This is a genomic window from Roseibium sp. R5, from assembly GCF_055755305.1.
The window spans coordinates 568,282-582,846 of record NZ_CM146910.1; the positions used below are offsets into that span (position 1 = coordinate 568,282).

Annotated in this window: 13 protein-coding genes and 1 tRNA gene; 4 read left to right on the plus strand and 10 right to left on the minus strand. The window is 57.0% G+C overall.

The window, feature by feature from the left end:
• Window positions 1–171 precede the first annotated feature (171 nt).
• A tRNA-Ser gene (locus AC0J4F_RS02665) sits at window positions 172–261 on the plus strand.
• Between the two features lie 91 nt (window positions 262–352).
• Here the strand turns inward: AC0J4F_RS02665 and AC0J4F_RS02670 are convergent.
• The 7 genes from AC0J4F_RS02670 to AC0J4F_RS02700 all read right to left on the minus strand — a co-directional run bounded on the left by AC0J4F_RS02670 (window position 353) and on the right by AC0J4F_RS02700 (window position 8,248).
• Window positions 353–1,414 carry a bifunctional transcriptional activator/DNA repair enzyme AdaA gene (locus AC0J4F_RS02670; RefSeq protein ID WP_473025338.1) on the minus strand — a complete coding sequence of 354 codons (1,062 nt, stop codon included), beginning with the start codon at window positions 1,412–1,414 and terminating at the stop codon, window positions 353–355.
• A gap of 72 nt (window positions 1,415–1,486) precedes the next feature.
• Entirely contained in the window at window positions 1,487–2,296 is an 810-nt protein-coding gene (gene panB, locus AC0J4F_RS02675) for a 3-methyl-2-oxobutanoate hydroxymethyltransferase (RefSeq protein WP_473025340.1), read from the minus strand.
• 37 nt (window positions 2,297–2,333) lie between these two features.
• Window positions 2,334–3,185 carry a pantoate--beta-alanine ligase gene (panC, locus tag AC0J4F_RS02680; RefSeq protein ID WP_133949038.1) on the minus strand — a complete coding sequence of 284 codons (852 nt, stop codon included), beginning with the start codon at window positions 3,183–3,185 and terminating at the stop codon, window positions 2,334–2,336.
• 114 nt (window positions 3,186–3,299) lie between these two features.
• Window positions 3,300–4,916: a thiamine pyrophosphate-binding protein gene (locus tag AC0J4F_RS02685; RefSeq protein ID WP_133949040.1), complete on the minus strand. Its 1,617-nt coding sequence runs from the start codon at window positions 4,914–4,916 to the stop codon at window positions 3,300–3,302.
• Between the two features lie 6 nt (window positions 4,917–4,922).
• Window positions 4,923–6,194 (minus strand): CaiB/BaiF CoA transferase family protein, encoded by a 1,272-nt coding sequence (locus AC0J4F_RS02690; RefSeq protein ID WP_133949042.1) that lies wholly within the window; start codon window positions 6,192–6,194, stop codon window positions 4,923–4,925.
• A 130-nt stretch (window positions 6,195–6,324) separates the two neighbouring features.
• Window positions 6,325–7,158 carry an alpha/beta hydrolase family protein gene (locus AC0J4F_RS02695; RefSeq protein WP_209002347.1) on the minus strand — a complete coding sequence of 278 codons (834 nt, stop codon included), beginning with the start codon at window positions 7,156–7,158 and terminating at the stop codon, window positions 6,325–6,327.
• Window positions 7,159–7,465: 307 nt separating this feature from the next.
• Window positions 7,466–8,248, minus strand: a complete 783-nt coding sequence (locus tag AC0J4F_RS02700; protein ID WP_133949044.1) for an ion transporter — start codon at window positions 8,246–8,248, stop codon at window positions 7,466–7,468.
• 218 nt (window positions 8,249–8,466) lie between these two features.
• Between AC0J4F_RS02700 and AC0J4F_RS02705 the strand changes: the two genes are divergently transcribed.
• Complete coding sequence (locus AC0J4F_RS02705) at window positions 8,467–9,228, plus strand: SDR family oxidoreductase (RefSeq protein WP_133949046.1); 762 nt, start codon at window positions 8,467–8,469, stop codon at window positions 9,226–9,228.
• A gap of 277 nt (window positions 9,229–9,505) precedes the next feature.
• Here the strand turns inward: AC0J4F_RS02705 and AC0J4F_RS02710 are convergent, their stop codons facing one another.
• Complete coding sequence (locus AC0J4F_RS02710; protein ID WP_473026397.1) at window positions 9,506–9,976, minus strand: DUF302 domain-containing protein; 471 nt, start codon at window positions 9,974–9,976, stop codon at window positions 9,506–9,508.
• A 109-nt stretch (window positions 9,977–10,085) separates the two neighbouring features.
• Window positions 10,086–11,237, minus strand: a complete 1,152-nt coding sequence (locus AC0J4F_RS02715) for a YeeE/YedE family protein (protein ID WP_473025341.1) — start codon at window positions 11,235–11,237, stop codon at window positions 10,086–10,088.
• A gap of 243 nt (window positions 11,238–11,480) precedes the next feature.
• Here AC0J4F_RS02715 and AC0J4F_RS02720 point away from each other — a divergent pair, with 243 nt between their 5' ends.
• Together AC0J4F_RS02720 and AC0J4F_RS02725 are read left to right on the plus strand one after the other, a co-directional pair.
• Window positions 11,481–12,866, plus strand: a complete 1,386-nt coding sequence (locus tag AC0J4F_RS02720) for a tetratricopeptide repeat protein (protein WP_473025342.1) — start codon at window positions 11,481–11,483, stop codon at window positions 12,864–12,866.
• 120 nt (window positions 12,867–12,986) lie between these two features.
• Window positions 12,987–14,198: an OpgC family protein gene (locus tag AC0J4F_RS02725; protein WP_473026398.1), complete on the plus strand. Its 1,212-nt coding sequence runs from the start codon at window positions 12,987–12,989 to the stop codon at window positions 14,196–14,198.
• 63 nt (window positions 14,199–14,261) lie between these two features.
• On the opposite strand, the gene AC0J4F_RS02730 is transcribed toward AC0J4F_RS02725, so the two are convergent.
• Window positions 14,262–14,546 (minus strand): BQ00720 family protein, encoded by a 285-nt coding sequence (locus tag AC0J4F_RS02730; RefSeq protein WP_133949052.1) that lies wholly within the window; start codon window positions 14,544–14,546, stop codon window positions 14,262–14,264.
• Window positions 14,547–14,565 lie beyond the last annotated feature (19 nt).

Sequence of the window (14,565 nt, forward strand, 5' to 3'; positions counted from 1 at the left end):
AGATACAAAACGGCAATATTGCGCAAACCAGCCGCAATTGGCTTCGCCGTGCCTGTACCAGACTAGCGGGCAGAAACTCAGAAATGGGAACTTCGAAATCGGGACTTGCGGGCATGGGCAGGTTTGTCTATGTTCCGCGCCGCTTAAGACCCGTTTGTCGATATGCATCGCGGAGAGGTGCCGGAGTGGTCGAACGGGGCGGTCTCGAAAACCGTTGAGCGCGCAAGCGTTCCGAGGGTTCGAATCCCTCTCTCTCCGCCATTTCTTATCCCTACGCTAAAGCCTTTGGCTGCTTGAGCACATGGTCTCAGGTACGGACTTTGTCCCCGGTCCCACGCAGATAAATGCCCTGCTATGAACCTGCGGCCTGATAGCTGCGTTCCAGCTCGATCAGTTTTTGTTTGCGCCAGAGACCTCCACCATAGCCCGTGAGGGATCCGTCGGCGCCCATGACCCGGTGGCAAGGAATGACGACGGCGATCTGATTGGCGCCGTTTGCGCGCGCAACGGCCCGCACCGCCTCCGGCCGACCAAGGGCCTTTGCCACATCCGAATAGCTGCGAACACCACCTGCCGGAATTTTCAAGAGTTCGCGCCAGACATCCCGGGTGAAGGGCGTGCCGTGCAGCGCCAAGGGGGTCTCGAACACTGCTTTCCTGCCCTCAAAAAAACCCGTCAACTCATCCTGGATCTGGTCGATGATTTTCGTCCGGCCAAATCCAAGACTGCCGTTGGCATTGCGCTGCAGTTTCTTGACTTCCGATGGCAAGGCCTTTCGGTCCAAAAACTCCAAGAGATGCAGTTGGGAGTGATCCGCAATCGCGATCATGGGCCCGAGTGGCGTCGATACCCAGTCAGTTTTCAGTAGAGGATCCGTCGAAAACATGCCGGGCGCCTGACCCAAGATCTTTGCAAAGGCCTCCCGGAACGCGCTGGCAGAGTCAAATCCGGCCGAGACCTGCGCCTCAATCACCTTGCCGCCATCCGCCAAGGCCGAAAACCCTTCCTGAAGACGCCGCTGACGCGCCATTTCCAGGAAAGTCATGCCGAATTGCCTCTTGAATGACCTGCGTACAGTCGACGGGTCTAGCCCCATCCGGCGCAAATCCGGTTCGCCCCAGCGATAGGCCGGCCGTCTTTCAAGTTCCGGTATCAATGCCTTTATGACTGGATCGGCGCTCGCCTCCGGTGTCGTCGGCTTGCACCGCTTACAGGGCCGGAAACCGGTATCGATGCATTCTGCAACGGTCTCATGAAATGTGCAGTTTTCCCGCTTGGGTTTGCGGGCCGGACAGGTCAACCGGCAGAAGATCCCTGTCGAGGCAACGCAAACAAACGCCCGCCCGTCATAGGACGGATCCCGGTTCAAGAGCGCCTCGTAAAGTGTATCGAAACTAGGACTAATCTTCAGCATTCCGGCACCATAAGACGAAGCTTAGAGCAGTGCAGCCGGAAATCGGGCGTTTATTTGAAAAGCGGAGCCGGCTCAGCGGTAGACCTGATCTTCGGCCGGGAAGCTGCGGTCTTTCACCTCATCGGCATAGGATTTCACAGCCGCTTCGATCTGGCCACCCAGATTGCCATAGACCTTGACGAATTTCGGCGGCGTGGGATTGAGACCCAGCATGTCTTCAAGAACCAGGATCTGTCCGTCGCATTCGGCCGAGGCACCAATGCCGATGGTTGGTATCGGGATCTGCTTTGTGATCTTCGCTGCGAGCGGTTCGACCATGCCTTCCAGGACGAGCGCAAAGGCACCGGCCTCGGCCACCACTTTGGCGTCTTCTTCATGGATCGACCAGGTTTCTTCTTCGCGCCCTTGTGTCTTGAACCCACCCATGACGTTCACCGATTGAGGTGTTAGCCCGATATGCGCCATGACCGGGATGCCGCGCTCGGTCAGAAAGCGGATCGTTTCAGCCATGCGCCGCCCGCCCTCCAGCTTGACGGCACCGCACTGGGTTTCTTTCATCACTCGAGCCGCATTGCGAAACGCCTCGGCCGGGCTCTCCTCGTAGGTGCCGAAAGGCATATCGACAACGACCAGCGCGCGCTGTGTTCCGCGAACAACTGCCCTGCCGTGCATGATCATCAGGTCGAGCGAAACACCAACGGTGGACTCCATGCCATGCATGACCATGCCCAGACTGTCGCCGACCAGAATGAAGTCCGCGTATTTGTCGACAATCGCCGCCGTATGTGCGTGGTAGGAGGTCAAAGAGACGATCGGCTCCACGCCCTTGCGTTTGGCGATCTGCGGTGCGGTGATGCGGCGGATTTGTTTTTGAGCGCTCATGGTCTGAGCTCCTTAGGAGTTACGCCGGATGGCTGGATTACACAGCTTGTCTGACAACGCGTTGATCGATCAAAAGGACGGATCCGAAGCGGACGGCAAGAAGAATAACGGCAGGCCTGTCCAGCGTGCCGCTCAGCTCGGCAAGGGTTTCGGCATCGCGGATGTCGATGCTTTCAATTTGTCCGGATGGCGCGTCCGAGAGGACGCTGCTAACGGCCGCTACAAGGTCATCAATTCGCGGTGCGGTCTTTGCAAGCTGCTCGGCCTGATCCAGGGACCGGCTCAAGGCGACCGCTTCGGTACGCTGGCCGTCCGTCAAACGCACATTCCGCGAAGACATGGCCAGGCCATCGGCTTCCCGCACCGTTGGATGACCAAGTATCTCTATGGGCGCATCGAGATCCCGCACCATCTGTTTGATCAGGGTCAGCTGCTGGTAGTCCTTTTCACCGAAGACGGCGATATCCGGCGTCACGATATTGAAGAGTTTGGTCACGACCGTTGAAACACCCCGAAAGTGTCCGGGCCTCAATGAACCCTGCAAGATGGCCGACAGACCAGGCACTTCGACAAAAGTGTCTCCACCTGCGTCGTACATTTCATCGACGCTCGGCATAAACACAGCGTCCACGGCTTCCGCGCGCAGAAGTGCGAGGTCGCGGTCTTCGTCCCTTGGGTAGGTCGCCAGATCCTCATTCGGACCGAATTGGGTCGGATTGACGAAGATCGTCGTGACAACACGGTCCGCCACGGTTTTTGCCTTGCGAACCAGCGACAAATGACCGTCGTGCAGATATCCCATTGTCGGAACAACAGCGGTGGTTTCTCCGCTCTGTCTCCAGGCGCGCACGAGGGCACGCATATCCGCCTTGGTTCGGCAGATCCTCATTGGCTCTCCTCCCAATCCCTTGTCGGGACTTTATTCTTTTCGCAGGTGCAACATAGCCACCCCACCTAGGAAGGTCCAGTATCCGTTCGTTGTCTAAAAAGTTAGGTTGCGTGCCTAAAAAGCACCGTCATAGGATCGTTGCGCGATGCGGCACGCAAGCAGTGTGAAGCCATCCCGGTCCAGCGCCGCCTCTGCTTCCTGCCTTAGAACTTCTGCACTCTCGACCCAAACGCCATAACCTCCGTAGGCCGCCGCGATAGCCGGAAAGTCGGTTTCACCAAAGTCGACGCCGACATTCGGCCGCTGGCTGTTGCGCTGCTTGAGTTCGATGAGCGCAAGGCTGGTGTCCACCAGAACACAGATGATGACCGGGATTTTCAGGTCCCGAAGCGTAGAGAGTTCACCAAGGCACATCTCAAGCCCGGCATCGCCGACAAACGCGATCACCGGCGCCGTCTGGTCTACCAACCGATGGCCCATCGCCAACGGAACGGCACAGCCCATGGTGCACAAGGCGGACGACTGGAGCATCTGCCTTGGACCAGAGCAGCGCCAGATCTGGCTGACCAAAATACGGTGTGCGCCACTGTCGGCCGTGGCAACGGTGTTCTCAGGCATCACATCTCGTAGCACGTGAAACGCTGTGCCCGGGCCCCAGCCTGATTGTTCCGGCGCGAACGCCTCGGCAAGATCCTTGCGGACTGCGGACGGCTCACCGCCTGACCAAGAAGAAGCGGTTGTGTCACGTGCTTCACCCAGCAGGTTTAGCGCAGGTTCGACGGCGCTGCGGAGCGTTACTGCACCTTCATGCATGCCATGGGTTCTCAAAACCGGCGTCACATCAATCACCGGCGCGTCAGACGGCCAGGGATTGCGCCAATTGATCCGCATTTCAATTGGGTCATAGCCAAGCGACAGGATGCAATCGCTTTGATTAATCAGCGGCAGAAGGTGGCCGTCAGCCTTTGGCGACAGGCCCGCGCCGCCCAGCGCGAGCGGGTCACTCTCATCGAGAAGCCCCTTGCCCTTGTAGCTTGTTACGAGCGGGATTTTGTAGGTGCGGCAAAACTCGGCAATAGCTTGCGAAGCGCCCTCATTCACAGCATCCACCCCGGCAATGGCGATGGGTCGCTCCGCCTGTGCAAACAACTCAAGTGCGGTGTCCAAATCGGAACCGGGCGCAGGTGCGGACGCGGCCGGGCTTGAGCGGAAGTTTGAAGACCACGCTTCCGACGTGACCGTTTCAGCCACCTTGATCGGGACGTCGATATGAACCGGCCCCGGCTGACCGTCGAGCGCGATCGCCAAAGCCTTTTCCATCATCACATCAAGCGCACCGAGGCGTGCGGAAAAGCTAGCTTTCACGATCGGGCGCAACAGCTGCTGATGATCAAAGACCTGGTGCGTGTAGCTTTCCGCCTCGGCTTGATCGACGCAGCCGGTCAGAAAGATCAGCGGCACGCGATCCTGCCAGGCATTGGCGACGACATTGATGGCATTCGCGGCTCCCGGCCCAAGTGTGGCGAGGAGCACTCCTGGTGCGCCGTCGGCATGCCAGCCGCCTTCCGCCATGAACCCACCGGCATTTTCGTGCTTCACCAACACGAACTTCATACCTGCTTCATCAAGCGCCTGCATCAGTGCCAGCACCTCGCCTCCAGGAATTCCGAAGGCATGACGGCAACCTGCACCGTGAAGCTTTTGTGCAATGATATTAGCGCCGGTGGTCATGGTTACTTAGTTTCCTTTTGCCGGTGTGGCTTTGCCAAGATCAAGGATGCCGCGCTCTACCAGCTCTGCGATCTCGCTGTCACTCAATTCCAAATGCCTTTGCAATACATCTTGCGTATCCGCACCAAGCGTCGGTGGAGCTTTGCGGTAGTCTATCGGCGTCTTCTCCATTTTGATTGGAGATCCAATCAGATCCACCGATCCGCTGACCGGGTGCGGCAAGGTGATCTTCATCTCCCGTGCCAGAACCTGAGGATCTGTAAAGACCTGCCCCAGATCGTTCACCGGGCCGCAGGGCACACCAGCCGCTTCAAGATCCCGTATCCAATCCGCAGCGTCGCGTTCGATTGTCAGACGCCGGATTTTTGGCACCAGTGTCTTCCGGTTTCGAACCCGGTCGGCGTTTTTTGAAAAGAGCGGATCTGTGGCCAGGTCCGGTCTACCGGCAACATCACAAAACTTCTGAAACTGACCGTCGTTTCCAACCGCGAGAATGAACGGGCCATCGGCACCCGGAAACGTCTCATAGGGCACAATGGTGGGGTGCCCGTTGCCGAGCCGCCCGGGAATTTCTCCGGACACCAGATGCGCAACACCCTGATTGATGAGCCAGGACACCTGAGCATCCAACAGCGAGATGTCGATGTATTGCCCCTCGCCGGTCTGATGCCGGTGATGAACTGCGGCGAGTGTCGACACGATCGCATACATGCCGCACATAACATCTGCGATTCCAACGCCGCACTTGGTTTGCGTTCCACCATCCTCATCGTCAAAGCCGGTGAGCGACATGATCCCGCCCATGCCCTGGATCAGAAAGTCATAGCCGGCACGATGTGAGTAAGGCCCGGTCTGACCAAACCCGGATATCGAGCAGTAGATCAGTTTTGGGTTGATCGCCTTCAGGGTCTCGTAGTCGAGTCCACGCCGCTTGAGATCGCCGACCTTAAAATTCTCGACCAGAATATCGGCCTTTGCAGCCAGCCTCCGTATCAGACTCTGACCTTCCTCGCTTGCCAGATCTACGGCCACCGACTCCTTGTTGCGGTTGGAAGAGAGATAGTAGGCGCTCTCGTCGGTTTCTTCGCCATCCGCATTTTTCAGGAACGGGGGGCCCCATCCCCGGGTATCGTCGCCCCGGCCCGGCCGTTCGATTTTGATGACTTCTGCCCCAAGATCACCCAGGATTTGGGTGCAGGTCGGTCCTGCTAGAATTCGGGAAAGATCAAGGACAAGGAGCCCTGAAAGTGCTCCCTTCGATGGAACGGTTTGCTGCACGGATCACCCTGTTGCTGATACTTCCGCGAAAAGGACATGAGAGGCATGCCGCCGTCAACTCCGGTGGTCTTGTCATCAGATCGCTTTGTCTCAATTTCCCGTCACCGCAAAGTGATGCGATCAGCTCACCTTAGCTTTCCCACCCGCGCATGTCTGACAAGAGCGACCAGGCACGCTCAATCCACTCCGCACGCACACTGTGGCCGCCATCATGAAGACACAACTCCAGCAGTCCGGTGACTGGCTTCCATCTTTCGCAAGACAAGGTTCCGTCTGTCAGGGTCTCCGGTGCGGTCTCGGACAGGCCAGTCTGTTTGCGCCAGATATCGAAACTTTCAAAAACATCCCCCTGTTTCCATTGCCCGCCGCCGAGCCAACGCCCTTCCAGGGGAACAACAGTGTCGGTGGTGCCATGGACATGAAACAGGTACGGGGCATCTGTTGGGCAGTCTTTCGGAAGCGGCTCCCAGAAGGCGCCAGCAATTGGCGCATAGCCTGAAAATCGCTCCGATTGTTCGCAGGCCAAATACCAGGTCATGAAACCGCCGGAGGAAAAGCCGGTGAGCATGGTGCGCTTCCGATCAACTCCAAAACGCTCCGACAAATCGTCTAGGACGCTGTCGAAAAACACCGGTTCATCCCGGAGATTTCTCGGAGCTGTCGGAAAGGACCAGGTTCCGTTCACGCCTTGAACAGCGACGAAAGCAACACCCAAGTCATCTGCCATGCGCTTAAAGCTCTCGTTTTTCAGCGCATTGACTGCTTTGCCGCGATGCCCGTGGAGATAAAGGATTGCACCGAGTGGTTTTGACGGGTCGCGCTTTTCGGGCATGTGAACGTAATAGGCACCATCACTCAACGTGCAGGGTGTTTCGCCGCCGCAGCTCGTCTCTGAGGCAAAAGCAGATGGGCTCATGGCTGCGGCGACTGCAAGGCCAAGGGCCCAGTTTCGTTTTTGCGTCATGCGTGCGCTCCCGGCGATATTGGTCATTGCCAATTGGAGAGTGACCCAACGCCCGCAGATTTCCAGCACCTGACGGATCACAAGCGCGCGATTGCGGAGACCTAGGCCGTGTGGACGAGTTGGAGACGTATTTCGTGAGACAAGTGCCAAGATATGGCGGCGACGGTCCTGCAGAGCGTATCGATATACGGTCAAGGGACCGGCGGTGCCAGATCGTCGGCACTTGTCTCACCCTCTGGGCCGTGTTTGCATTGCTCAATTCCAGCGCAAATCCCGGCGAAATGCATCGCCAATTCGTCCACACGGCCTAGTCCCAGGTTCCTTCCGTCGGGATGTTGAGCATGCGTCCGCAGTGCTTGCAATGCACAGCGTCCGGGTCATGACGGTTCAACCCGCAATCGGGACACGGCAGATTGACTTTCGAGGGACGGAAAATGGTCTGGACGAGCCGCAAAAACAAAGCGACACCGAAAATCATGATCAGGACCGTCAGCAGGCGTCCGACCGTATCGGTCATGGTGATGTCGCCGAACCCCGTTGTCGTCAGCGTTGTCACGGTAAAGTAGAGCGCATCAAGATAGTTGTTGATGTTCTCGTTCCGATCGTGCTCCAGCACAAAAACGATCGCTGTGATTACGAAAATGAAAACAAACAAGTTGACTGTCGACTGGAGGATTTCTTCATTGCGGCGGAACCATTTCGACGTGTCGCGCAGCTCCTTCAAGAGGTGGTAGGACCGCAGCAAACGCAACATGCGAATGACCCTGAGAAAGGCGAAATTCTCAAAAAACGCCGGGATGATCAGCGAGATCACCACCACGACATCGGCCAAGGACGTAAAGCTTGCCAGGTATCGCCAGCGAGAGCCCGCCGCAATCAGGCGTGCCACGAAGTCCAGGGCGAGAACCACCGCTATAGCGTAATCCACTTCGTGATGATGTCGGTCCGGATCGGCGATCGCAGACACGATGAAATACGCAATCGTGATGATATCGAAGGCCAACAGAACATAGCGAAAGATCCGCGCGCTGTTTGAATGGCCAAAATACAGTTGACGCAATCGCGATTGCAGATCCGATTTTTCTGCCATTCCTTCAGCCCGCCAACCTATTCAAAAAACACATTTTCACCCGACAAGAGCGCAGATGAAATGTCAATTGAGTGACTGGTGTAACATTGGATTTTCCCAACTGATGAAGATTTTGCACGGCATCCATGATGCGAGACGGTTTATTCCGCGCGCGCCGCGCAGTAGGGTCTGCTTCAACAAAACCTGCCGGTATCGGCGATAAAAAATGAGGTTCTTGAATGTTCGATCTGAAAGGCAAAGTTGCCCTTGTAACCGGCGCGAGCCGCGGGATTGGTGAGGCCGGTGCCCGCAGCCTTGCGAAATACGGTGCCAAAGTTGTTCTTGCAGCGCGGTCCAGCGGCAACATTACAAAAATCGCGGAAGATATCTGCTCCGATGGCGGTGAGGCGATTGCAGTAACCTGCGACGTTGCGAACTACGCCGATGTTGAAAAAGCCGTTCAAACCGCGATCGACACATTTGGTGGGATCGATATTCTGGTGAACAATGCTGGTGTTATTGAGCCAATCAGCCGTATCGAACGCTCCGATCCGGAGGCCTGGGGTCAGGTGATCGATATCAATGTGAAAGGCGTCTACCACGGCATTCGCGCTGTCGCGCCGCATATGCTCGCAAAAGGTTCCGGCACAATTGTCAACATAAGCTCCGGCGCCGCTGTCAGCGCATTGGAGGGCTGGAGCCAATACTGCTCGTCCAAGGCCGCCGCACTCTCGCTGACCCGATGCAGCGACAAGGAATTTGGCGAAAAGGGTGTCCGCGTGGTGGGCCTGAGCCCAGGGACCGTTGCCACACAAATGCAGGTCGATATCAAAGCATCAGGGATCAATCCGGTCAGCCAGCTTGATCCGTCCGTGCACATCCCTGCCGAATGGGTTGGCGAAACAATCTGTTGGCTCTGTACTCAGGCGGGAGATACCTATCGCGGTATCGACTGCTCTTTGCGCGATGAAGATGTGCGCAAGGCGGTTGGCTTGATTTGATCCCTCCGGAATCAAAAGAGGGCCGCTGAGCGGCCCTCCCATGAGATCGTTTGACCTTTGTTCCGGATTACATCCCGGCGAAACCGTTCGATACCAGAGGCTGCTCCAGCACCGTTCCATCCCGCCCAGATACAAGGGCCAAATTCCGATACTCACTAGACATGGGCACACCTCCTTTCTAACGTTGAAGACAAGGAGATTGTTCTTGAGAATCAGCAGTATGACAAGCACAAAAACTGGTCATGCATGCCTTCCAAACACGCAAATCCACAGACCGTTACTGAGGAGCAACAGCCGCGTCAGCAATGCTTTGGAAGACGCCATCAAGCTCTGCTGCCAAGCCAGCCAGTTTTTCGCCGCCCTCATCCATGTATGGCGCGAAGACAAAACTCGGCGTTTTCCAGGATAGGGTTGCAGTCTTGTTCGAATTCTCGGTCACATAAAACCGGATTGGGGCCTCAATGCCGGCAGCGACGGACGCCTCCAGCATTCGTACCGCATAGTCGTTCCGATAAACGCCGAGAACACGATTGCCCGGGATTGTCAGCCCCCTACCCTTTGCACCGGCTGAGGCGCTTGCTTGTGTGACGAGCAGCATGCCGGCCTCTTTCACTGCTGCTTTGAGGCCGTCAACCAGCTCCTGGTAGGACAGGGATGTCGATCGGACCTGCCATCCCTCACGAGGCGCATTACTGTCAGCTTGAACGGGACCAAGTCCCAGGAAAACCGTCAGCAGGATTGGAAACACATAACGCAAAAGCTAATCCTCCACTGGAAAACATCGAGTAGCGCGCACAATAGCGAGTGGCTCTTTCACACACGTCTCACAATCGGGTGTGAGTTACGTGGTGCTCCAATCAGCCCATGCCGAGTTTCAGGCGCAATCGGACCCCGACCATCGACCCCATAAATCCGAACAGCAGCCAAAGCCAACCGTGCAGTGAGCCAGATACCAGCCCGCCAAGATAGGCTCCAATATTGCAGCCATAGGCGAGCCTGGCCCCATATCCCATCAACAAACCGCCGGCGATCGCCGTCAAGACGTCGCGGCGGGTCAGCTTCCAAAGCGGCGCATATTTTCCAGCCAGCGCGGCCGCGGCCATCGCGCCAAAAATGATCCCAAAATTCATGACCGATGTCGTGTCTCTCAAGACACTGTTTTCAAGCGCGCCTTTCTGCCAGGTCCAATACGGCCAGGTTTCCACCGGAATCCCGATGAAATGAAATGCCTTCGCGCCCCAAAGGGCGAAGGCGGATGTAATGCCCCATGGCCGGCCAACCACGATAAAGGTTGCGATTCCAACAACCGCTAGCATCACCGCACCGAGCATCGGAGACCACGGGCCTTGCAGAACAGATTCAGTTTTGCGTGCAGGTGCGATCTCGCCGTGGGCGCGCCGCTCCAGCCAGACAGTCAGAAGTGCAATAAACCCGAGTACCAAAGCGGTCAGCAAGAACGCCCCTTGCGGACCAAACTCACGGATCAGCGAAACCGGCTGCAATTTTGGCAATTGCCCCCACAAATGGAGATGCGCGGTTGCAAACACGGACCCGAGAATAAAGGCGGCCAACGTGATCATCATACGCGTCGATCCACCGCCCGCAGTGAAGAGTGTCCCCGACCCGCAGCCACCTCCAAGCTGCATACCTGCGCCAAACATGAAAGCTCCGATGGCGGCAGCGACGCCGAACGGAAAGACGAAACCGCCCGCCGGCCATCCAAGGGTATCGCCCCACGCGATCAACGGAAAGGAAACAGCGCTTGTCAGCAGAATGAGGACGAACTGCGCCCGCAAACCGCCGCCCCGTTTCTCCGTCACAATGCGCCGCCAAGCAGCGGTAAACCCGAAGCTCGCATGATACAGCGAAATGCCAGCAAGCCCGCCAATCAGGACAGCCATGCCTTGGCGGGGACCCGCAGCTGCATATGCGCCGATCGATATCAGCCCGATGATGCCAAACGCGATGACTGCAATCGCAGTTTGAGGACTTTTCAGTGACACGGCCATAGTCGCTATCTCTTTAAACTTAAGGACACTCGGTCAAAACCGAGCACACACTCACTATCTCCCAAAAACGCGCAAGGAAAGCCCCGCCGTGGCAACACGCCGCCAACACCATTTTGTGTTTTGCAGTTCAGGACACAGCTGCGGATCTTGGGTTCAATAGCGGTCAACCTCGTTGAGGCTCAGTGCTGCCACGTTTTCTTGCAAACGTCAGCGCGTTCAACGGAACAGCAACAAAGGCTCAGCATGCGTCTTAGCGATCAATTTGGATACGATCTCACCTTGACCAGCCTTGCAGCCGCAGAAGCATGGGACAAGGCGGTTCTGGCGTTTCTGGCCCATGGCAAGACAACGCCCGCCCATTTGGAAACCTGCTTGACCGAAGAGCCCAATTTTGCTCTCGGCCATGCGACACGCGGACTGTTTTGTCTCCTGCTCGGCCGAAAGGAATTGGTTGAGACTGCGCGGGAATGCCTATCGATTGCCCGATCGTCTGCTGCAAATAGTTCCGTAACCGAGCGCGAAACCGCGGTCATTGAAGCGTTGGCTGCCTGGCTCAACGGATTCCCGAGCCGATCCGCAGATCTCCTGGATGCCGCCCTTTCGAAGGCGCCGCGCGATGCGCTGCTCTTGAAACTCGTGCATGCAATCCGGTTTGTGCTCGGCGATGCCACGGGGATGCGGTCCTCAATCGACGGCGTTTTCGATGCCTATGACCCGCAAAATCCTGCATATGGCTACGTTCTTGGTTGCCGCGCGTTTTCGCTTGAAGAAACGGGCGAATACCGGCTCGCTGAAGCTGCCGGCCGGCTCGGTCTCGAACACGCCCGCGACGATGCATGGGGACTTCACGCTGTCGCGCATGTTCACGACATGACAGGCCGCACCGAAGAGGGCGCCGGCTGGCTCGAAAACCATCCGGACGGCTGGGCGCATTGCAACAACTTCGGCTATCACGTTTGGTGGCATCTGGCCCTCATGTATCTCGATCAGGGTCAGGCAGACAAAGCCTTGATGCTGTATGACCGCGACATTCGGAAAGACAAGACAGACGACTATCGCGACATTTCGAACGCCGCTTCGCTGCTGGTACGCCTTGAGCTGGAGGGGATCGACATCGGCAGCCGCTGGGATGAGCTTGCGCTGATTTCCGACAAACGCGCCGAAGATGGCTGCAACGTTTTTGCGGACCTGCATTATTTGATGGCCCTGTTGAACGGGGGCCGCCGCATGGGCGCCGACCGGCTCATCGCTGGTCTCAAGCAGCGCGCTGACCGGGAAACTGACATCGGGCACGTGTCATCGGAAGCTGGTCTGCCCGCTGGGCTCGGCCTGGAACAGTATAGAAAAGGCAACTACGCCTCAGCGTTTACACTGCTCACATCCGCCAGAAGCAACATGCCCCGGATTGGCGGGTCGCACGCCCAGCGCGATGTTTTTGAGCGGATAACAATTGATGCCGCCTTACGTGCCGGATTGTCTGTAGAAGCTGAGACCCTTATCAAGGACCGGTCCCGCAAACGCGGTGCGCTCGATCGGTTCGCGGAACAACGCCTTGAAACTTGCCAGAAAATGCGGCGCGCAGAAAAGGTGATGCAGGCCGATAGTCTGCGTGCAACGAACAGCTACTGACGGTTCACCGGTGATCCGGCGGACGATTTCATTTACACTTGCCATGTGACAAACGTGACTTCCCAGCCTCATACCAAACGCCCCCGGGACCCGCGGCTCGACTTTTTCCGCGGGATCGGGATGTTCATCATCTATATTGCCCATGTTCCCTGGAATTGGTGGACGCTTTGGATTCCGGCGAGATTCGGCTTTTCCGATGCGACGGAAATGTTCGTATTCTGCTCCGGGATGGCATCGGCACTCGCGTTCGGCAAGATCTTCGATCTGCACGGCCTGGGGATCGGCGCTGCCCGCATTCTGCACAGGATGTGGCAAGTCTATTGGGCGCATATCGGTCAGCTGCTGGTAATTGCGGTTGGCTTGGTGATGGTGCACGAAAGCGGCTATTTACAGAGCTGCTGCGACCTCACCCAGGACTATGTTGTTTCCTTAAACCTGTGGCATCTGTTTAACAACACAGCCGTCGCATTGCCCGGCATCATGACACTGACGTGGGTGCCGAACTACTTCGATATCCTGCCCATGTATATCGTGATCCTGGCGCTTATCCCGGTGATCATGTTGGCATCGCGGATTTCGGTGAAGGCCGCTTTTGCAGTTTCGATCAGTTTATGGCTGGCGTCGCAGTTCGACATCTTGAGCCTGCCAGCGGAACCTTGGTCTGATCGGGAATGGTTCTTCAACCCATTTGCCTGGCAACTTCTGTTCTTTACTGGCTTTGCATTCATGCGCGGCTGGATACCGGCCCCTCCGGTGAATTCAAAGCTGCTGATCTTATGCACGGTGATTGTACTGGCAACGGTGCCCTTCGCGTATTTCCGCGTCTATGGCGAAGCGCACCTTAACTGGGTGTGGGCGCGGGAAGTCCGTGAATTCATCAAGCCGCTCTGGATCAAGACTGAATTCGGCGTGCTGCGGTATATTCATTTCCTGGCACTTGCCTATCTTGCCTGGGCGGCGGCCGGCGAACATGGCAAATATCTTCTGGGTCATGGCAAACTTTGGGGCGGATTTGTGCGGGTCGTCCAAAAAGTCGGACAGCAGTCCCTCGCCGTCTTCATGGCTAGCCTCGTTGTCGCTCAAGCGGCTGCGATCCTGCGCGATATGGTCTGGGGCCGGGGCGAATGGATACCACAGATCCTTTCCAATCTTCTTGGGTTCGCCGCCCTCATAGCCGTCGCCTATGTCGTGTCCTGGTACAAGAGCGAGCCCTGGCGCAAACCTCCGGGAAAGGCGACACTCCAGCCGGAGTTCACGCGTCAACCAAATAAGCCTCCTGCAGCCGGTGACGGATCTCATGCGGCGAAGGATGCGGACAAGGTGCTTAACTGACAAGAAAAACCCGGAAGCAAGCTCCCGGGTTTTTCTTGATCAGGACGTGACGTCCAACAGGCCTCAGTTCAACGAGACCATTTCGAGTTCCTGCTCAAAGGCGTTGGCAAGTGCCGCAGCGCGGCTGTCAGCCAAGAGGATCGGCGTTCCATCTGCATTGAGGAGCGCATAGAGCGTCAAATCATCCTCTAACGGCGGAACGTCCGGGAACATTTCTTTCAAGTCACCGGCTTTCACCGGCTTGATGTAAGCCACATCGCCCGTACCAAGTTCGCTCAGTTCGTCGACCGTCATGACTTCGGCGATGTCGTTGTCGTCAGCCCAGAAGGGTGAATTCGTGTTGTGCATCAGTGTTTCTCCATTTTGG